Annotated in this window: 21 protein-coding genes and 1 pseudogene; 19 read left to right on the top strand and 3 right to left on the bottom strand. The window is 56.3% G+C overall.

Going from position 1 to position 17,488, the window contains the following annotated elements; translation table 11 throughout:
* Positions 1 to 24 precede the first annotated feature (24 nt).
* The 4 genes from fliD to amyA all read left to right on the top strand — a co-directional run bounded on the left by fliD (position 25) and on the right by amyA (position 3,835).
* Complete coding sequence (fliD, locus tag ACOTX1_RS02425) at positions 25 to 1,437, top strand: flagellar filament capping protein FliD (protein WP_023314397.1); 1,413 nt, start codon at positions 25 to 27, stop codon at positions 1,435 to 1,437.
* Between the two features lie 30 nt (positions 1,438 to 1,467).
* Complete coding sequence (fliS, locus tag ACOTX1_RS02420) at positions 1,468 to 1,878, top strand: flagellar export chaperone FliS (RefSeq protein ID WP_006811147.1); 411 nt, start codon at positions 1,468 to 1,470, stop codon at positions 1,876 to 1,878.
* Entirely contained in the window at positions 1,878 to 2,249 is a 372-nt protein-coding gene (fliT, locus tag ACOTX1_RS02415) for a flagella biosynthesis regulatory protein FliT (RefSeq protein ID WP_003859615.1), read from the top strand. The genes fliS and fliT overlap by 1 nt, the downstream gene beginning before the upstream one ends.
* A gap of 98 nt (positions 2,250 to 2,347) precedes the next feature.
* Positions 2,348 to 3,835, top strand: coding sequence for an alpha-amylase (gene amyA, locus ACOTX1_RS02410; RefSeq protein ID WP_023314398.1), 1,488 nt, complete (start codon positions 2,348 to 2,350; stop codon positions 3,833 to 3,835).
* A 445-nt stretch (positions 3,836 to 4,280) separates the two neighbouring features.
* Here the strand turns inward: amyA and yedD are convergent, their stop codons facing one another.
* Together yedD and fliE are read right to left on the bottom strand one after the other, a co-directional pair.
* Complete coding sequence (yedD, locus tag ACOTX1_RS02405) at positions 4,281 to 4,694, bottom strand: lipoprotein YedD (protein WP_022648547.1); 414 nt, start codon at positions 4,692 to 4,694, stop codon at positions 4,281 to 4,283.
* Between the two features lie 74 nt (positions 4,695 to 4,768).
* Positions 4,769 to 5,083, bottom strand: a complete 315-nt coding sequence (gene fliE, locus ACOTX1_RS02400; RefSeq protein ID WP_032667237.1) for a flagellar hook-basal body complex protein FliE — start codon at positions 5,081 to 5,083, stop codon at positions 4,769 to 4,771.
* Between the two features lie 228 nt (positions 5,084 to 5,311).
* Between fliE and fliF the strand changes: the two genes are divergently transcribed.
* From fliF to rcsA, 14 genes and pseudogenes are all read left to right on the top strand, one after another.
* Positions 5,312 to 6,994: a flagellar basal-body MS-ring/collar protein FliF gene (gene fliF, locus ACOTX1_RS02395; RefSeq protein WP_023314413.1), complete on the top strand. Its 1,683-nt coding sequence runs from the start codon at positions 5,312 to 5,314 to the stop codon at positions 6,992 to 6,994.
* The gene (fliG, locus tag ACOTX1_RS02390; protein WP_003859608.1) at positions 6,987 to 7,985 is read left to right on the top strand and encodes a flagellar motor switch protein FliG; all 999 of its coding nucleotides are present in this window, start codon (positions 6,987 to 6,989) and stop codon (positions 7,983 to 7,985) included. Before fliF ends, fliG begins: the two co-directional genes overlap by 8 nt.
* Complete coding sequence (gene fliH, locus ACOTX1_RS02385; RefSeq protein WP_023314414.1) at positions 7,978 to 8,685, top strand: flagellar assembly protein FliH; 708 nt, start codon at positions 7,978 to 7,980, stop codon at positions 8,683 to 8,685. The genes fliG and fliH overlap by 8 nt, the downstream gene beginning before the upstream one ends.
* Complete coding sequence (gene fliI, locus ACOTX1_RS02380; RefSeq protein ID WP_003859604.1) at positions 8,685 to 10,055, top strand: flagellar protein export ATPase FliI; 1,371 nt, start codon at positions 8,685 to 8,687, stop codon at positions 10,053 to 10,055. Before fliH ends, fliI begins: the two co-directional genes overlap by 1 nt.
* Positions 10,056 to 10,076: 21 nt before the next feature.
* Positions 10,077 to 10,520: a flagellar export protein FliJ gene (gene fliJ / locus ACOTX1_RS02375; protein WP_006811155.1), complete on the top strand. Its 444-nt coding sequence runs from the start codon at positions 10,077 to 10,079 to the stop codon at positions 10,518 to 10,520.
* Positions 10,517 to 11,731: a flagellar hook length control protein FliK gene (gene fliK, locus ACOTX1_RS02370; protein ID WP_023314415.1), complete on the top strand. Its 1,215-nt coding sequence runs from the start codon at positions 10,517 to 10,519 to the stop codon at positions 11,729 to 11,731. Before fliJ ends, fliK begins: the two co-directional genes overlap by 4 nt.
* A gap of 106 nt (positions 11,732 to 11,837) precedes the next feature.
* Entirely contained in the window at positions 11,838 to 12,308 is a 471-nt protein-coding gene (fliL, locus tag ACOTX1_RS02365; RefSeq protein ID WP_003859598.1) for a flagellar basal body-associated protein FliL, read from the top strand.
* 4 nt (positions 12,309 to 12,312) lie between these two features.
* Positions 12,313 to 13,317 (top strand): flagellar motor switch protein FliM, encoded by a 1,005-nt coding sequence (gene fliM, locus ACOTX1_RS02360; protein ID WP_003859594.1) that lies wholly within the window; start codon positions 12,313 to 12,315, stop codon positions 13,315 to 13,317.
* Positions 13,314 to 13,727, top strand: a complete 414-nt coding sequence (fliN, locus tag ACOTX1_RS02355; protein WP_003859592.1) for a flagellar motor switch protein FliN — start codon at positions 13,314 to 13,316, stop codon at positions 13,725 to 13,727. The genes fliM and fliN overlap by 4 nt, the downstream gene beginning before the upstream one ends.
* Positions 13,728 to 13,729: 2 nt before the next feature.
* Positions 13,730 to 14,104, top strand: a complete 375-nt coding sequence (gene fliO, locus ACOTX1_RS02350; RefSeq protein ID WP_003859591.1) for a flagellar biosynthetic protein FliO — start codon at positions 13,730 to 13,732, stop codon at positions 14,102 to 14,104.
* Complete coding sequence (gene fliP / locus ACOTX1_RS02345; protein WP_003859589.1) at positions 14,104 to 14,841, top strand: flagellar type III secretion system pore protein FliP; 738 nt, start codon at positions 14,104 to 14,106, stop codon at positions 14,839 to 14,841. The genes fliO and fliP overlap by 1 nt, the downstream gene beginning before the upstream one ends.
* A gap of 10 nt (positions 14,842 to 14,851) precedes the next feature.
* Complete coding sequence (gene fliQ / locus ACOTX1_RS02340; RefSeq protein ID WP_003859587.1) at positions 14,852 to 15,121, top strand: flagellar biosynthesis protein FliQ; 270 nt, start codon at positions 14,852 to 14,854, stop codon at positions 15,119 to 15,121.
* Between the two features lie 6 nt (positions 15,122 to 15,127).
* Positions 15,128 to 15,920 (top strand): annotated as a pseudogene (gene fliR / locus ACOTX1_RS02335) (flagellar biosynthetic protein FliR); the annotation flags it as partial.
* Positions 15,921 to 16,209: 289 nt separating this feature from the next.
* Positions 16,210 to 16,833, top strand: a complete 624-nt coding sequence (rcsA, locus tag ACOTX1_RS02330; protein WP_003859584.1) for a transcriptional regulator RcsA — start codon at positions 16,210 to 16,212, stop codon at positions 16,831 to 16,833.
* Between the two features lie 99 nt (positions 16,834 to 16,932).
* Here rcsA and dsrB read toward each other — a convergent pair whose 3' ends face one another.
* Positions 16,933 to 17,121 carry a protein DsrB gene (dsrB, locus tag ACOTX1_RS02325; RefSeq protein WP_003859583.1) on the bottom strand — a complete coding sequence of 63 codons (189 nt, stop codon included), beginning with the start codon at positions 17,119 to 17,121 and terminating at the stop codon, positions 16,933 to 16,935.
* A 128-nt stretch (positions 17,122 to 17,249) separates the two neighbouring features.
* On the opposite strand from dsrB, the gene yodD reads away from it, so the two are divergent.
* Positions 17,250 to 17,477: a YodD family peroxide/acid resistance protein gene (yodD, locus tag ACOTX1_RS02320; RefSeq protein WP_017383339.1), complete on the top strand. Its 228-nt coding sequence runs from the start codon at positions 17,250 to 17,252 to the stop codon at positions 17,475 to 17,477.
* The last annotated feature ends 11 nt before the right edge of the window (positions 17,478 to 17,488 follow it).

The raw sequence follows: 17,488 nt of genomic DNA, 5'->3' as shown, positions 1-17,488 counted from the left end.
GTGTCGTTACATTAAGGAATAAATATGGCAAGTATTTCTACGTTGGGAGTCGGATCAGGTTTGCAGTTAGGCGACATTCTGGACAGTCTGACCGCTGCACAAAAAGCACAGCTGACGCCGATCTCTAAGCAGCAAACTTCCTATACAGCAAAACTTAGTGCCTACGGCACGCTGAAAAGTGCATTGGAATCCTTCCAGACGGCAAATACTGCACTTAGCAAAGCCGATCTGTTTACAGCGACTACCACCGCCAGCAGCAGCACAGCCTTCAGTGCCACAACCAGCGGCAGCGCGATTGCGGGTAAATACACCATTAACGTATCGCAGCTTGCGCAGGCGCAAACCCTGACAACAGCTAAAACGCAAAGTGATAATAAAACGGCGATTGCGACAGCGGACAGCACCATCACCATTCAGCAAGGTGGTGACAAGAAACCTGCCACTATTAATATCAGTGCGGAAAACTCATCTCTGAGTGGTATCCGAGATGCGATCAACAAAGCGGATGCTGGCGTAAGTGCCAGTATTATTAACGTCGGTAATGGTGAGTATCGTCTGTCCATTACGTCGAAAGATACCGGTAAAGACAATGCCATGACTATTAGTGTCAGCGGCGATACGGCACTTCAGTCCTTCATGGGCTACAACGGTAATAGCGCAGATACCGCTAACGGCATGATGGAAAGCGTTACGGCCCAAAATGCGCTATTGAAAGTTAATAACGTTGATATTGAAAACAGCAGCAATACAATCAGTGATGCGCTGGAAGATATCACTCTCAACCTGAACGACGTGACAACCGGTAATCAGACCTTAACGATCACTACCGATAACACTAAAGCGACCAAAGCGATAAACGACTGGGTGACGGCGTATAACTCCCTGCAAGATACTTTCAGCAGCCTCACAAAATATACTGCTGTGGACGCGGGTTCAGACGCTCAGAATACCAGCAACGGCGCGTTATTAGGCGACAGTACGCTACGCACTATTCAGACTCAGTTGAGAAGCGTGCTGAATAACCCTCACACCAGTTCCAATATCAAGACCCTTGCTCAAGCTGGCATCACTACCGACCCAAGCACCGGTAAACTGGAAGTGGATGATGACAAGCTTAGCGCGGCAATGAAAAACAGCGCGGCTGGTATCAAAGACCTGCTGATCGGTGACGGGAAAACATCCGGTATCACCACCACCGTTGGAACAAACCTTACAGGTTGGCTCTCCAGCACCGGCATCATTCAGGCTGCCAAAGATGGCGTCAGTAAAACCCTGAACAATTTAACTAAGCAATATAACGCGGCCAGCGAGCGTATCGACACCATGGTAGCGCGGTATAAAGAACAGTTTACGCAATTAGACGTCATGATGAACTCGCTGAACTCTACCAGCAGTTACCTGACGCAGCAGTTCGAAAATACGTCCAGCAACAAGTAGTAAACGCTAATCAGACACTAGGGGGATAACATGTACGGCGCAAAAGGCACGCAAGCCTACGCAAAGATAGAAGTTGAAAGCGCGGTGATGAGCGCCAGCCAGCAGCAGCTGGTTATCATGCTATTTGATGGAGCCCTCAGCGCACTGGTACGGGCACGTCTGTTCCTTGCAGACGGTAATATCCAGGCAAAAGGGCTGGCGCTCTCCAAAGCGATTAATATCATCGAAAATGGCCTGAAGGTCGGATTGGATGAAGAGAGTAAAGACGAGTTAACACAAAACCTGATCGCTCTCTATGCCTATATGGTTCGTCGCCTGCTTCAGGCCAACCTTCGCAATGATGCCAGTGCCATCGAAGAGGTGGAAAATTTACTGCGCAATATTGCGGATGGCTGGAAGGAGGCAGCAGGTATACCAACTCTTGTCCAGGACGCCGTCTAATGAGTAACGCACCGCAACTTTATGCCCTTTATCAGCAACTCCTTGAGCAGAGCCAGTTGATGTTGCGACTGGCCCGGCAGGGACTATGGGATGATCTGATCATCTGTGAAACCGACTATGTTAATGCGGTGCACTCACTGGCTCGTCTCACTCAGGAAAGTGAACCTTCGACGCAGATTCAGGAGCAGCTTCGCCCGACGCTGCGGGTGATCCTGGACAACGAAGGCCAGGTAAAAACGTTGCTGCAAGCCAGAATGGATGAGCTGGCGAAGCTGGTCGGGCAATCTTCCATCCAGAAAACCGTTCTCTCCACCTACGGTAACCAGGGCGGTCATGTCCTGGTTCCGCAAAGTAATAGCGATATCAATTAGCCATTTAACTGGCGGGCAAACGTTAACCGTTTCGTTCGCCAGGCATTTCTGCCAAACCTGCTCCATACTTGAGTTTCGCGACCTCATGGAGATGGTGCATGCGCAACCCAACACTTTTACAATGTTTTCACTGGTACTACCCCACCGGCGGTGAACTGTGGCGAGAAGTCACGGCATTAGCCCCCAATCTGAACGAAATCGGCATCAATATGGTCTGGTTACCGCCGGCCTACAAAGGGGCATCCGGCGGCTATTCCGTCGGGTATGACTCTTATGACCTTTTCGACCTCGGTGAGTTTGACCAGAAAGGCAGCGTCGCCACCAAATACGGCGATAAAGCCCAGTTGCTGGAGGCCATCAACGCCTTAAAAAGTAACCAGATTGCGGTGCTTCTGGACGTGGTGGTCAACCACAAAATGGGGGCCGATGAGAAGGAACCCGTCCGCGTGCAGCGCGTGGATGCGCAGGATCGCACCCAAATCAGCGATGAGATCATCGAATGTGAAGCCTGGACGCGCTACACCTTCCCCGCTCGGGCCGGCCAGTATTCGCAGTTCATCTGGGATTACAAATGCTTTAGCGGTATCGACCACATTGAAAACCCCAATGAGGACGGTATCTTCAAAATCGTGAACGACTACACCGGCGAAGGCTGGAACGATCAGGTCGACGATGAGATGGGCAATTTCGATTACCTGATGGGTGAAAATATTGATTTTCGCAACCATGCGGTAACGGAGGAGATCAAATACTGGGCGCGCTGGGTGATGGAGCAAACTCACTGCGACGGCTTCCGCCTTGACGCGGTAAAACACATCCCGGCCTGGTTCTATAAAGAGTGGATTGAGCACGTCCAGGAGGTGGCCCCGCAGCAGCTGTTTATCGTGGCGGAATACTGGTCACACGAAGTGGATAAATTGCAGCACTACATCAATCAGGTGGACGGCAAAACCATGCTGTTTGATGCGCCACTGCAAATGAAATTTCACGAAGCCTCACGCCAGGGACGCGACTACGATATGAGCCAGATTTTCACCGGTACGCTGGTGGAAGCCGATCCGTTCCATGCCGTGACGCTGGTTGCCAACCACGACACCCAACCCTTGCAGGCGCTGGAAGCCCCGGTTGAAGCCTGGTTCAAACCGCTGGCCTACGCGCTCATCCTGCTGCGTGAAAACGGCGTGCCGAGCGTGTTCTACCCGGATCTTTTTGGCGCCAGCTATGACGACACCGGCGGGGATGGCGAGACGTATCACATCGATATGCCGGTGATTGAACAGCTCCACGAGCTTATCCTCGCCCGGCAGCGTTTTGCCCACGGCGTGCAGACGTTGTTTTTCGATCATCCAAACTGTATTGCGTTCAGCCGCAGCGGGACTGAGGAACACCCGGGCTGTGTTGTGGTGCTGTCGAATGGCGATGACGGCGAGAAGACGATCTGCCTCGGGGAGAATTACGGCAACAAGACCTGGCGTGATTTTTTAGGCAACCGCGAGGAAACCGTGACCACGGCGGCGGATGGCGAAGGGACGTTCTTCTGTAACGGGGGAAGCGTCAGCGTCTGGGTGATTGAGGACGCGCTGTAGTGCTGGAACAGTGCGGTCTGCGGACCCGCTCCCGAAGCGTACGCCATCCTCACAAAATAATGTCTGCACAGACGGCCCCCTCTCCCTTGAGGGAGAGGGCTGGGGTGAGGGGGAACATACGGCTCTGGTGGTCATTCCGTTCACGTTATGTTCCTTGCTACTCTGTCACGACATGGCCGGTGAACGTGCCAGGGTGGCTCAGTCGCCACCACCCTGGCGACCCGGGCTTCCGGCGGAAAATCGCCGCTTCGCGGTGCCTTCGGCTTATTCCTTCCGGCTTATCGGGGACGGGCGGAGGTAACATCCCTGTAAAGCCCGCCCTCTCGGCGCATCCCTGCGCCTCGCCCCGGCCTACAGGAAACGCCTCAGCGATTTACAGCCGGACCAGAGCATCGCTGAAAGCCTTCAGTCGTTCTCAAACAAGTTTTTTGCTTCGGGTTAAAAGTTACGGAAGCTTACTCTCCAGCGGATTCTTGCTCAGGTAATCTGCGCATTCCACCGTTGGGCGGTCAACCTTGTACAGTTCCATGCCGTCATACTCCAGCGCCGCCCCATCACGATCGAGCGGATAGACGTCTCGTTTTTCGGTCACGTTATAATAATCATCTGAACGCAGCATGATCTTACCCGGCACCGCGATAACGCGCTGCCACTGACGGCAATCCAGGGTATCACCCTCTGGCGTCACCACCAGCGTGGCAATCGCCTCCGGGCTCACCATCGCGCTCTGCGGCCCTTTCGACTGCCAGTAACCTGCCAGATGCGAAGGTGCCGGATGCTTAACCACTTCCTGATAGTTTTCGACCTGAACGCATCCCGCTAACGTCAGCATTGCAGCCACAATTGCTACTTTTTTCATCATCTTTCCTGCATGCGAAGAAAAAAATATTGTGGCATTAAAGCCATCAGGCTGCCAGCGTAAGATTGGAAGGTTTACACCTGCATCCCCATCACGTCCTGGTATGCCGACACCAGCTTATTACGCACCTGCAACCCCATCTGCAATGACACCGACGCTTTTTGCAGATCGGCCATCACATCGTTGAGCGCCACGCCGGGTTCGCCAAGGGTAAATCTCTCAGCCTGGGTACGGGCCGCGTTTTGCTTGTCGCTGATCCGGTCCAGCGCCGCATGCAGTTGACCGGCGAAACTGACGCCCGGCGGCTGGTCAGCCACGCTCTGATTACGGGCGGTCATCGCCGTTGCCTGTAACTGACTGAGTACCCCTTCAATGCCCTGTATAGCCATGACTCTCCCCTGGATGGTTTTTTACGAGGTCAAGACTAACAGCTTGTCAATAAGATAATGGCGGTAAATAGCGTTAAAAAACCAGGTTATTTGACGCATAGAAAATCCCGAATCATCAAATAATGGCAGGGCCATCAGTATGGAACTTTTGTCGTGTTTGCCGACCCGGGAGTCAGTTTTGTTTCTCTACACGAATAACGTAAACCACCAGGATTTAAGAGGTGCGCAATGAGTGCGACAGCAGCATCGACAGCGCCACAGAATAAATCACTCGAGTGGATGAACCGCCTTCGCGCCAACCCTAAGATCCCGTTGATTGTGGCAGGCGCTGCCGCCATTGCGATCGTTGTCGCGATGGTCTTATGGGCAAAAAGCCCGGATTACCGCACGCTCTACAGCAACCTTTCCGACCAGGATGGCGGTGCCATCGTCACCCAGTTAACCCAGATGAACATCCCGTATCGCTTTGCCGATAACGGTGGTGCGCTTGAAGTACCGGCAGATAAAGTGCACGAGCTTCGCCTGCGTCTCGCCCAGCAGGGGCTGCCGAAAGGCGGCGCGGTTGGGTTTGAGCTGCTGGATCAGGAAAAATTCGGCATCAGTCAGTTCAGCGAGCAGGTTAACTACCAGCGCGCGCTGGAAGGTGAGCTGGCCCGTACGATTGAAACCTTAGGCCCGGTGAAAAGTGCCCGTGTGCACCTGGCGATGCCTAAGCCGTCCCTGTTTGTCCGCGAACAAAAGTCCCCTTCTGCCTCTGTGACCGTTAACCTCGAACCTGCCCGTGCGCTGGATGAAGGGCAGATCAGCGCCGTCACGCACCTGGTCTCCAGCGCGGTGGCCGGTCTGCCGCCAGGTAACGTCACGCTGGTGGATCAGAGCGGTCATCTGCTGACGCAGTCCAACACCGCCGGGCGCGATCTCAACGACGCCCAGCTGAAATACGCCGCCGACGTGGAAGGCCGTCTTCAGCGTCGCATTGAAGCGATTCTGGGCCCGGTGGTCGGCAGCAGCAATGTGCACGCGCAGGTCACCGCGCAGATTGATTTCTCGAATAAAGAACAGACCGAAGAGCAGTACGCTCCGAACGGGGATGCCTCCCGCGCCGTGTTACGCTCGCGTCAGATCAATGAGTCGGAACAGGTCGGCGGCCAGTATCCTGGCGGTGTGCCGGGCGCGCTCTCTAACCAGCCTGCGCCTGCCAACGCCGCGCCAATCTCCACCCCGCCGGCAAACCCGCAGAACGGTCAGCAAACGAATCAGCAGACGACCTCGACTGCGAACAGTGCCGGCCCGCGTAACAGCAGCCGTAACGAAACGACCAACTACGAAGTCGACCGGACCATCCGCCATACCAAACTGAACACGGGCGATATTCAGCGTCTCTCTGTTGCCGTGGTGGTGAACTACAAAACGCTGCCGGACGGTAAACCGCTGCCGCTCACGGCGGAGCAGATGAAGCAGATCGAAGATTTGACCCGCGAAGCGATGGGCTTCTCTGAAAAACGTGGCGATACCCTCAACGTTGTGAACTCACCGTTCAACCCGGTGGATGAGACCGGTGGCGAACTGCCGTTCTGGCAACAGCAGGCGTTCTTCGATCAGCTGATGTCCGCAGGCCGCTGGCTGCTGGTGCTGATTGTCGCGTGGCTGCTGTGGCGTAAGGGCGTTCGTCCTCAGCTACAGCGTCGTGCTGAAGCCGAGAAAGCCGCGCTGGAACAGAAGAACGCGCGTCCGGACGAGGAAGAAGCGGTTGAAGTTCGTCTCAGCAAAGATGAACAGATGCAGCAGCGTCGTGCTAACCAGCGCATGGGCGCAGAGGTGATGAGCCAGCGCATTCGCGAAATGTCAGATAACGATCCGCGCGTCGTCGCGCTGGTCATCCGCGGTTGGATGGGTAACGAACATGAGTAATACGCTTACAGGCACCGATAAGAGCGTCATCCTGCTGATGACCATTGGGGAAGATCGCGCGGCGGAGGTGTTTAAACACCTCTCCCAGCGAGAAGTGCAGATCCTCAGCGCGGCGATGGCCAACGTGCGCCAGATCTCTAACAAGCAGCTGACCGAGGTGCTGGCGGAGTTTGAGCAGGAAGCCGAGCAGTTTGCCGCCCTCAACGTCAACGCCAACGAATACCTGCGCTCCGTGCTGGTTAAGGCGCTGGGCGAAGAGCGCGCCGCCAGCCTGCTGGAAGATATTCTCGAAACGCGCGACACCGCCAGTGGGATCGAAACGCTCAACTTTATGGAGCCGCAAAGCGCCGCCGATCTTATTCGCGACGAGCACCCGCAGATTATCGCCACCATTCTGGTCCACCTCAAACGGGGCCAGGCGGCCGATATTCTTGCGCTGTTCGACGAGCGCCTGCGCCACGACGTGATGCTGCGTATCGCCACCTTCGGCGGCGTCCAGCCAGCCGCGCTGGCGGAGCTGACCGAAGTGCTGAACAACCTGCTCGACGGCCAGAACCTCAAGCGCAGCAAAATGGGCGGCGTGAGAACGGCAGCGGAAATCATCAACCTGATGAAAACGCAGCAGGAAGAGGCGGTTATTACGGCGGTACGCGAGTTCGACGGCGAGCTGGCGCAGAAAATTATCGATGAGATGTTCCTGTTCGAAAACCTGGTCGAAGTGGACGACCGCAGCATCCAGCGCCTGCTCCAGGAGGTGGACTCCGAATCGCTGCTTATCGCCCTCAAAGGCGCCGAGCAGCCGCTGCGCGAGAAGTTCCTGCGCAACATGTCCCAGCGTGCGGCCGATATCCTGCGCGACGACCTGGCCAACCGTGGCCCGGTACGTCTGTCTCAGGTGGAAAACGAACAGAAAGCGATCCTGCTTATTGTTCGTCGACTGGCCGAAACCGGCGAGATGGTGATTGGCAGCGGAGACGACACCTATGTCTGATGAACTGTCGTGGAAGCGCTGGACGCCTGACGACCTCTCCCCTCCCAGCGCAGAGTTCACCCCTGCCGTTGTGTCGTCCGACGAGGGCGACGCCGGGGCGGGCGAACCCGAGCTGAGTGAAGAGGAACAGCGCGCCCAGTTGCTGGCCCAGATGCAAATGCAGGCGCACGAACAGGGCTTCAATGCAGGGATGAACGAAGGCCGTCAGACCGGGCACGCACAGGGTTATCAGGAAGGGCTGGCGAAAGGTTTAGAGCAGGGCATCGAGCAGGCGCGCCAGCAGCAGGCGCCGCTACATGCCCGCATGCAGCAACTGGTGAGCGAGTTTCAGCACACGCTGGATGCGCTCGACAGCGTGATTGCCGCGCGCCTGATGCAGATGGCGCTGGAGGCGGCCCGTCAGGTGATCGGCCAGACGCCGATAGTGGATAACGCCGCGCTGATTAAGCAGATCCAGGCCCTGCTCCAGCAGGAGCCGCTGTTCAGCGGCAAACCGCAGCTGCGCGTGCATCCTGATGATTTGCAGCGCGTGGAAGAGAGCCTCGGCGCGACGCTGAGCCTGCACGGCTGGCGGCTGCGCGGCGATCCGTCACTTCATCATGGAGGCTGTAAGGTCTCGGCGGATGAGGGCGATCTGGATGCCAGCGTCGCGACCCGCTGGCAGGAACTGTGCCGCCTGGCGGCACCGGGAGTCGTCTGATGACCGCTCGCCTTACGCGCTGGCTTAACACGCTTGATAATTTTGAAACGAAGATGGCGCAGCTGCCATCCGTTCGTCGTTATGGACGCCTGACGCGCGCCACCGGTCTGGTTCTGGAAGCCACGGGGCTGCAACTTCCGCTCGGCGCCACCTGCGTGATTGAGCGTCAGGACGGGGGCGACACGCGTGAAGTGGAAAGCGAAGTGGTCGGGTTCAACGGTCAGCGCCTGTTTCTGATGCCCCTTGAAGAAGTGGAAGGGATTTTGCCCGGCGCCCGCGTCTACGCGAAAAACATTAGCGGTGACGGCCTGCAAAGCGGCAAACAGCTCCCGCTCGGTCCGGCGCTGCTGGGCCGCGTCCTGGACGGAAGCGGCAAACCGCTCGATGGCCTGCCCTCTCCTGATACCACCGAAACCGGCGCGCTGATCACCCAACCCTTCAACCCGCTGCAACGCACGCCAATCGAGCACGTACTGGATACCGGCGTGCGGCCGATTAACGCCCTGCTCACCGTGGGACGCGGCCAGCGTATGGGGCTGTTTGCCGGTTCCGGCGTGGGTAAATCGGTCCTGCTCGGCATGATGGCGCGTTATACCCAGGCTGACGTGATCGTCGTTGGCCTGATTGGTGAGCGTGGTCGCGAAGTCAAAGATTTCATCGAAAACATTCTGGGTACGGAGGGCCGCGCCCGCTCGGTGGTGATCGCCGCGCCTGCGGACGTGTCGCCGCTGCTGCGTATGCAGGGTGCCGCCTACGCCACGCGTATTGCGGAAGATTTCCGCGACCGGGGCCAGCACGTGCTGCTGATTATGGACTCCCTGACCCGCTACGCGATGGCGCAGCGTGAGATTGCGCTGGCCATCGGCGAGCCGCCCGCGACCAAAGGCTACCCGCCGTCGGTCTTCGCCAAGCTCCCGGCGTTGGTTGAGCGCGCGGGGAACGGCATCAGCGGCGGCGGCTCCATCACCGCGTTCTATACGGTACTGACCGAAGGTGATGACCAGCAGGACCCGATTGCCGACTCCGCGCGCGCGATCCTCGACGGCCATATCGTGCTGTCGCGCCGTCTGGCCGAAGCCGGGCACTACCCGGCGATTGATATTGAAGCGTCGATCAGCCGTGCGATGACGGCCTTGATCACCGAGCAACACTACGCCCGCGTGCGTAACTTCAAACAACTGCTCTCCAGCTTCCAGCGCAACCGCGATCTGGTAAGCGTCGGGGCGTACGCCAAAGGCAGCGACCCGATGCTCGATAAAGCGATTGCCCTCTGGCCGCAGCTGGAGGCATTTCTGCAACAGGGTATTTTTGAACGCGCCGACTGGGAAGATTCCCTCCAGGCACTGGAGCTGATTTTCCCGCAGGTGTAACACAGGTGGAGGGCGAAGGTCATGGCGCAGAACAGCGCGTTATCAACGCTGAAAGATCTGGCTGAAAAAGAAGTTGATGATGCCGCATTGCAGCTTGGCGCAATGCGACGCGGGTGCCAGCAGGCTGAAGAACAGTTGAAGATGTTAATCGACTATCAGCATGAATATCGCACCAACCTTAACACCGACATGACGCAGGGCATTGGTAGCCAGCGCTGGATTAACTATCAGCAGTTTATCCAGACGCTGGAAAAGGCGATTGAGCAGCATCGCCAGCAGCTTAACCAGTGGACGCAAAAAGTCGATACCGCGCTGAATTTCTGGCGCGAGAAAAAACAGCGGTTGCAGGCCTGGCAAACCCTACAGGACCGGCAGATTGCAGCCTCGACCCTGGCGGAAAACCGTCTGGATCAGAAAAAAATGGATGAGTTTGCCCAGCGCGCATCAATGAGGAAACCTGAATGATCACACTGCAACAACTGCTGATGACCGACAGCGACCCGTCCGGCGGCACGCTTGCCGGGAAAGGCGCTGAGGGCGCGCAAGATTTTCTCTCTCTGCTGGCGGGCGCGCTGACCGAGACCACTGGCAAAGGCAAAGATGCCCCGCTGACGCTGGCGGATCTGAAAGCGGCGGGCAGCAAGCTCTCGACAGCGGCAAAGGAAAAAAACGGTGATACCACGCTCCAGGCCAAAATCGCCGAACTGCTCTCCCGTCAGGAGACTCTAACTGATGAAGATACCGCCGTCTCCCTGCAAAGCCTCGTCTCCGCCCAAAAACCCGCCGCGAATACGGATGCGCTGAAGGCGCTAACCCAGCCGGAGGCGAAAACAAACGGCGAGACCACGACTGAAGAAGAGGAGCTGGCCGGGTTAAGCGCGCTGATGGCGATGTTACCGCACCAGCAGACCACCACCCCGGTAGCGACGCAGCCTGCGAGCACCGGGGAGATCGCCCCCCGTGCCGCCCTCCCCTCTGCGCTAGCCCAGACGGATAACGGCCAGCATCAGCCGCTTAGCCATGCGTTAACGGGTCAGGAAAAAATGCCGGTTCAGGACAGCGACACCTCGCTGCCCGCCACGGCAGCCGTTACGCCAGCCGTCGCCGCCGTCGCGGAGAAGCAGGACGTAGCGAGCGCGGCATCGCCTGCCGCCAGCCCAACCGCGACGCTGGCCCCGATCGTCAGTCACCTGGCGCCTTCACAGCCTGCCGCTACAGTTGCGACAGCGCCGGTGTTAAGCCAGCCGCTGGGCACGCACGAATGGCAGCAGAATCTGAGCCAGCACATCACCCTGTTCACCAGACAGGGACAGCAGACCGCAGAGCTGCGTCTGCACCCGGAAGATCTGGGTCAGGTGCAAATTTCGCTTAAGCTGGATGACAACCAGGCACAGTTGCAGATGGTTTCGCCCCACAGCCACGTTCGCGCGGCGCTGGAAGCGGCCCTGCCGATCCTGCGCACGCAGCTTGCGGAAAACGGCATTCAGCTTTCCCAAAGCAGCGTCAGCAGCGAGGGCTTTGCCGGGCAGCAGCAGTCCTCATCCGGGCAGCAACAGCACGCTTCGCGTTCCGGCCAGCATGGCGGGTTTAACGATGAGAGTGAAGAGTTATTGCCTGCCCCTGCCGCCCTGCAATCCGCCGCGCGCGGCAGCCGTGCCGTAGACATCTTTGCCTAAACGCCAGAGGTAACGTGATTATCCCCGTCTTTTCCACGCTTTGACCTAAGCCGGACACGGGATAATCACCGTATTAAGCTGTACCGAAACAGGAAGCTCGTATCAGATGACAGACTCCGCTATCACCAAAAAAAGCAAGCGTTCCATCTGGATCCCGCTGCTGGTGTTGATTACCCTCGCGGCCTGCGCCACCGCAGGCTACAGTTACTGGCGTATGCAGCAGGAACCCTCCAGCGCGGCCGCCAAAGCTGAAGCGCCGCCTCCACCGGCGCCGGTCTTCTACCCGCTGGATACGTTCACCGTGAACCTGGGCGATGCGGATCGCGTGCTTTACGTGGGTATTACGCTGCGTCTGAAAGATGAAGCGACCCGTGCACGTCTGAACGACTACCTGCCAGAAGTGCGTAGCCGTCTGCTGCTGCTGTTTTCTCGTCAGGATGCCTCCGCGCTCGCCACCGATGTGGGCAAGCAAAAGCTGGTCGATGCCATCAAACAGACGCTGGCGACCCCGCTGGTAAACGGCCAACCTAAGCAGGAAGTCACTGACGTTCTGTATACAGCCTTCATTCTGCGGTAACGACATGGGCGACAGTATTCTTTCTCAGGCAGAAATCGATGCGCTGCTCAACGGCGACAGCGATAAGAGTGACGAACCGAAACCGGGTCTGACCGGCGACGATAATATTCGTCCCTACGATCCCAATACCCAGCGTCGCGTGGTGCGCGAGCGTTTACAGGCGCTGGAGATCATCAACGAACGTTTCGCACGTCAGTTCCGTATGGGGCTGTTTAACCTGCTGCGTCGTAGCCCGGATATCACCGTCGGTGCCATCCGCATTCAGCCGTATCATGAGTTTGCCCGCAACCTGCCGGTGCCAACCAACCTTAACCTGATCCATCTGAAACCGCTGCGCGGTACCGGCCTGGTGGTGTTCTCGCCAAGCCTGGTGTTCATCGCAGTGGACAACCTGTTCGGTGGCGATGGCCGTTTCCCGACCAAAGTGGAAGGCCGGGAGTTTACCCATACCGAACAGCGCGTGATTAACCGCATGCTGAAGCTGGCGCTGGAATCCTACAGCGACGCGTGGAAAGCGATTAACCCGCTGGAAGTGGAGTACGTGCGTTCCGAGATGCAGGTGAAATTTACCAACATCACCACCTCCCCGAATGACATCGTCGTGAATACCCCGTTCCACGTCGAGATCGGCAACCTGACGGGTGAGTTCAACATCTGCCTGCCGTTCAGCATGATTGAACCGCTGCGCGAACTGCTAGTGAACCCGCCGCTGGAGAACTCACGTCACGAAGATCAGAACTGGCGTGAGAACCTGGTGCGTCAGGTGCAGCACTCGCAGCTGGAGCTGGTAGCCAACTTTGCCGACATCTCCATGCGGTTATCGCAGATCCTGAAATTACAACCCGGCGACGTTTTGCCGATAGATAAACCCGACCGCATTATTGCCCATGTGGATGGCGTACCCGTGCTGACAAGCCAGTACGGCACGATTAACGGCCAGTATGCGTTACGCGTTGAGCACTTGATCAACCCGATTTTGAATTCGCTGAATGAGGAACAGCCCAAATGAGTGACATGAACAATCCGTCCGATGAAAACAGCGGAGCACTGGACGATCTGTGGGCTGACGCGTTAAACGAGCAGAAAACGACGCCGACGAAAAGCGCGGCAGACGCGGTCTTTCAGCAGTTAGGCGGCGGCGACGTCAGCGGCACGTTGCAGGACATCGACCTGATTATGGACATTCCGGTCAAGCTCACCGTTGAGCTGGGTCGCACCCGCATGACCATTAAAGAGCTGCTGCGCCTGACGCAGGGTTCCGTGGTGGCGCTTGACGGTTTAGCGGGTGAGCCGCTGGATATTCTGATCAACGGCTACCTGATTGCACAAGGCGAAGTGGTGGTGGTGGCCGATAAATACGGCGTACGTATCACCGACATCATTACCCCTTCCGAACGTATGCGTCGTCTGAGCCGTTAAGTATGAAAACCCAGGCAACACTGTCCGCGCCCTCCGCCGTACCCGGCTCACCGCTGCTCCAGGTGAGCGGCGCGCTGTTCGGTATTATTGCCTTTATCCTTATCGCCGCCTGGCTGGCAAAGCGTTTCGGTCTGGCGGGGAAAACGGCCGGTACCCGCGGGTTGAAGGTCAGCGCCAGCACCCCGCTAGGACCGCGTGAACGCGTGGTCATTGTGGAGGTGGAAGATGCGCGACTGGTGCTGGGCGTGACCGCCTCCAGCATTAACGTTCTTCACACGCTGCCCCCTGCGCCTGCCACGGTGGAGGCTAACGCCCAGGCCCCTGCGGATTTCCAGTCCGTTATGAAGAGTTTGCTCAAGCGTCCCGGGAGATCCTGATGCGCCGTTTGTTATTCCTTACGCTGGCAGGCCTGGGCCTGTTCGCGCCCTCTGTGTATGCGCAACTGCCGGGGCTGGTTTCCACGCCGCTGGCGAACGGGGGACAAAGCTGGTCCCTGTCCGTGCAGACGCTGGTGTTCATCACCTCGCTGACCTTTATCCCGGCGATCCTGCTGATGATGACCAGCTTCACCCGCATCATCATTGTGTTTGGTCTGCTGCGAAATGCGCTCGGCACACCGTCCGCACCGCCCAATCAGGTGCTGCTGGGTTTAGCCCTGTTCCTGACCTTTTTCATTATGTCGCCGGTTATCGACAAGATTTACACCGAGGCGTACCAGCCGTTCAGCGAAGATAAAATTTCCATGCAGGTTGCCCTGGAAAAGGGGGCTCAGCCATTACGTGAATTTATGCTTCGCCAGACGCGCGAAGCGGATTTGGCCCTGTTTGCCCGTCTCGCTAACACGGGCGAGTTACAGGGACCGGAAGCGGTGCCGATGCGCATCCTGCTGCCAGCGTATGTCACCAGCGAGCTGAAAACCGCGTTCCAGATTGGCTTCACCATTTTCATTCCGTTCCTGATTATTGACCTGGTGATCGCCAGCGTCCTGATGGCGCTCGGGATGATGATGGTTCCGCCCGCGACCATTGCCCTGCCCTTTAAGATCATGCTGTTCGTGCTGGTCGACGGCTGGCAGCTGCTGGTCAGCTCGCTGGCGCAGAGTTTCTACAGTTGAGGAGCGCGCAATGACGCCTGAGTCGGTCATGATGATGGGCACGGAGGCGATGAAAGTCGCGATTGCCGTCGCCGCGCCCCTGCTGCTGGTTGCGCTAGTCACCGGTCTGATTATCAGTATTCTCCAGGCCGCCACGCAGATTAACGAAATGACCCTGTCGTTCATCCCGAAGATCATTGCCGTCTTCGTGGCGATTATCGTTGCCGGGCCATGGATGCTCAATTTGCTGCTGGACTATATGCGCAACCTGTTCACCAATCTGCCTTACATCATCGGCTGACGGACGATGCTGCATTTCACCAGCGATCAGTTTGTTCAGTGGCTCGGGATCTATTTCTGGCCGATGCTGCGCATCATGGCGCTGATCTCCACCGCCCCCATACTCAGTGAAAAGTCGGTGCCTAAACGCGTCAAAATTGGGCTGGGCATGGTTATCACGATTATCGTTGCCCCTTCCCTGCCGGCGGTGGATATTCCGATTTTTTCCCCGAACGCCGTCTGGATTGCCCTGCAACAGGTGATGATTGGCGTGGCGGTCGGGTTCACGATGCAGCTCGCCTTCGCCGCGGTACGAACGGCGGGTGAACTTATCGGTTTGCAAATGGGCCTGTCTTTCGCGACGTTCGTTGACCCGGGCAGCCACCTGAATATGCCCGTGCTGGCGCGTATTATCGACCTGCTGGCGATGCTGTTGTTTCTCTCGTTCAACGGCCACCTGTGGCTCATCTCGATGCTGGTGGACACCTTCCACACGCTGCCGATTGGCGACAACCCGGTAAACAGCAACGCGTTTCTGGCGCTGGTGAGGGCTGCCGGGCTGATCTTCCTCAACGGGCTGATGCTGGCGCTGCCGATCATTACCCTGCTGCTCACCGTTAACCTCGCATTAGGTTTACTCAACCGAATGGCTCCGCAGCTGTCGGTATTCGTCATCGGCTTTCCGGTGACTTTGACGGTTGGCCTTTTATTAATGTCATTATTGATGCCACTTATCGCCCCCTTCTGCGAACATTTATTCAGTGAGATATTCAATCTGTTAGCGGATATTGTTAGCGAACTTCCACGCAAATAATAACCCGCAGTGTTTGCAATGTCTTCCTGAGGATATTCCTAAAAATAATCTCGAAAAACATCTACCAGGATATATCTGACGCGGTTTAAATGTTTCTAACCACCTCACAATACTTAATATTTACTTTACTTTAAGATGATTCCTGGCAAATTATACGTAACTTTACGGGATAGTGAGTTCGCCTGAAAGTCTTTGCCATGCTCACAGGTTTTATTAGATTTTTCCATCCCGTATGGCTGTTTATGAGCTCTCAGGCAGGTGGTGAATTATCGTTACGCATTGAGTGAGGGTATGCCATGTCAACGATCATTATGGATTTATGCAGCTACACCCGGCTAGGGTTAACCGGGTACTTAGCAAGCAGAGGGGTTAGAAAGAGAGACATCAACGATGCACACACCGTTGAAGAACTCGCAGCCGCTTGTGACGCCCACAAGCCCGGCGTGGTGTTTATTAATGAGGACTGTTTCATTCACGACCCCGCTAACAGTCAGCACATTAAGCAGATCATTAATCAGCATCCTAAGACCCTGTTCATTGTTTTTATGGCGATCGCCAATATTCATTTCGATGAGTATTTGTTGGTGCGTAAAAACTTATTAATCAGCTCGAAATCGATTAAACCAGAGTCACTTGATGACATTCTGGGCGATTATTTGAATAAAGAAGTTAAGAATGTAGGGGCGATTAACTTACCCACCCTATCATTAAGCAGAACTGAATCAAGTATGCTAAGAATGTGGATGGCTGGACAAGGGACAATTCAGATCTCAGACCAGATGAATATCAAGGCAAAAACAGTATCGTCACACAAAGGAAATATTAAAAGGAAAATTAAAACGCATAATAAGCAAGTGATATACCATGTCGTACGCCTGACAGATAATGTGACGAATGGGATTTTCGTTAATATGCGCTAATTTGCACGGCCATGTTGTACCCTACCTTGATCTCTGGCCTGGCCAGAGATTTTGCTTTTAAGCAGCCGGAGCCGGGGAGAAGACGCCCCCGACGCCGCCCTATTCCGCCGTTTCCACAAAGATCCCATCCGGGTGCCCCAGTTCGTTGAAGAACCAGATGCCGAGCGGGTAATCTTCCAGCGACACCAGATACATTGTGCCTTCATTAAACTCTTCTATTGCCAGAACCACGCCCGGGCGGCGCGGCCCACCGTCCGTTTTGACGGTTACCCGATCGTTGACCTTCATACATTCCTCCTGTGGTTTTGAGCCAGTGTAGAACAAATTACATTGCCTGGCATCGCCGCCTGGCGCGAATGGCGTTTTTGTGTGCGGTCTATACTTAGCTGTTGAGACGGTTAAATGAGGAGCCCGCCATGAAGACTGACAAAGAGTACAGCGACACCATTAAGCGTGAGGTTGAAGTGGATGTCGATGCCCTGCTTGCCGCCATCAATGAAATTAGTGAGTCCGAAGTTCATCGCGCGGAGGATAATTCAGACCGTGTCGTGGTCAATGGTCGGGATTACCATACCTACCGTGAACTGGCTGAAGCATTCGAGCTGGATATCCATGACTTTAGCGTCTCGGAGACGAACCGCTAAGACGAAAAAAA

Source organism: Enterobacter cloacae complex sp. IR5401 (assembly GCF_049238425.1).
Classification (GTDB): Bacteria; Pseudomonadota; Gammaproteobacteria; order Enterobacterales; family Enterobacteriaceae; genus Enterobacter; species Enterobacter hormaechei_C.
The sequence above is the reverse complement of the archived record's forward strand: the minus strand, read 5'-3'. Positions and strand labels throughout refer to the sequence as shown.

Coding starts and splice junctions, on each gene's coding strand:
- fliD (WP_023314397.1), top strand. CDS start 25: ATGGCAAGTATTTCTACGTTGGGAGTCGGATCAGGTTTGCAGTTAGGC.
- fliS (WP_006811147.1), top strand. CDS start 1,468: ATGTACGGCGCAAAAGGCACGCAAGCCTACGCAAAGATAGAAGTTGAA.
- fliT (WP_003859615.1), top strand. CDS start 1,878: ATGAGTAACGCACCGCAACTTTATGCCCTTTATCAGCAACTCCTTGAG.
- amyA (WP_023314398.1), top strand. CDS start 2,348: ATGCGCAACCCAACACTTTTACAATGTTTTCACTGGTACTACCCCACC.
- yedD (WP_022648547.1), bottom strand. CDS start 4,694: ATGAAAAAAGTAGCAATTGTGGCTGCAATGCTGACGTTAGCGGGATGC.
- fliE (WP_032667237.1), bottom strand. CDS start 5,083: ATGGCTATACAGGGCATTGAAGGGGTACTCAGTCAGTTACAGGCAACG.
- fliF (WP_023314413.1), top strand. CDS start 5,312: ATGAGTGCGACAGCAGCATCGACAGCGCCACAGAATAAATCACTCGAG.
- fliG (WP_003859608.1), top strand. CDS start 6,987: ATGAGTAATACGCTTACAGGCACCGATAAGAGCGTCATCCTGCTGATG.
- fliH (WP_023314414.1), top strand. CDS start 7,978: ATGTCTGATGAACTGTCGTGGAAGCGCTGGACGCCTGACGACCTCTCC.
- fliI (WP_003859604.1), top strand. CDS start 8,685: ATGACCGCTCGCCTTACGCGCTGGCTTAACACGCTTGATAATTTTGAA.
- fliJ (WP_006811155.1), top strand. CDS start 10,077: ATGGCGCAGAACAGCGCGTTATCAACGCTGAAAGATCTGGCTGAAAAA.
- fliK (WP_023314415.1), top strand. CDS start 10,517: ATGATCACACTGCAACAACTGCTGATGACCGACAGCGACCCGTCCGGC.
- fliL (WP_003859598.1), top strand. CDS start 11,838: ATGACAGACTCCGCTATCACCAAAAAAAGCAAGCGTTCCATCTGGATC.
- fliM (WP_003859594.1), top strand. CDS start 12,313: ATGGGCGACAGTATTCTTTCTCAGGCAGAAATCGATGCGCTGCTCAAC.
- fliN (WP_003859592.1), top strand. CDS start 13,314: ATGAGTGACATGAACAATCCGTCCGATGAAAACAGCGGAGCACTGGAC.
- fliO (WP_003859591.1), top strand. CDS start 13,730: ATGAAAACCCAGGCAACACTGTCCGCGCCCTCCGCCGTACCCGGCTCA.
- fliP (WP_003859589.1), top strand. CDS start 14,104: ATGCGCCGTTTGTTATTCCTTACGCTGGCAGGCCTGGGCCTGTTCGCG.
- fliQ (WP_003859587.1), top strand. CDS start 14,852: ATGACGCCTGAGTCGGTCATGATGATGGGCACGGAGGCGATGAAAGTC.
- rcsA (WP_003859584.1), top strand. CDS start 16,210: ATGTCAACGATCATTATGGATTTATGCAGCTACACCCGGCTAGGGTTA.
- dsrB (WP_003859583.1), bottom strand. CDS start 17,121: ATGAAGGTCAACGATCGGGTAACCGTCAAAACGGACGGTGGGCCGCGC.
- yodD (WP_017383339.1), top strand. CDS start 17,250: ATGAAGACTGACAAAGAGTACAGCGACACCATTAAGCGTGAGGTTGAA.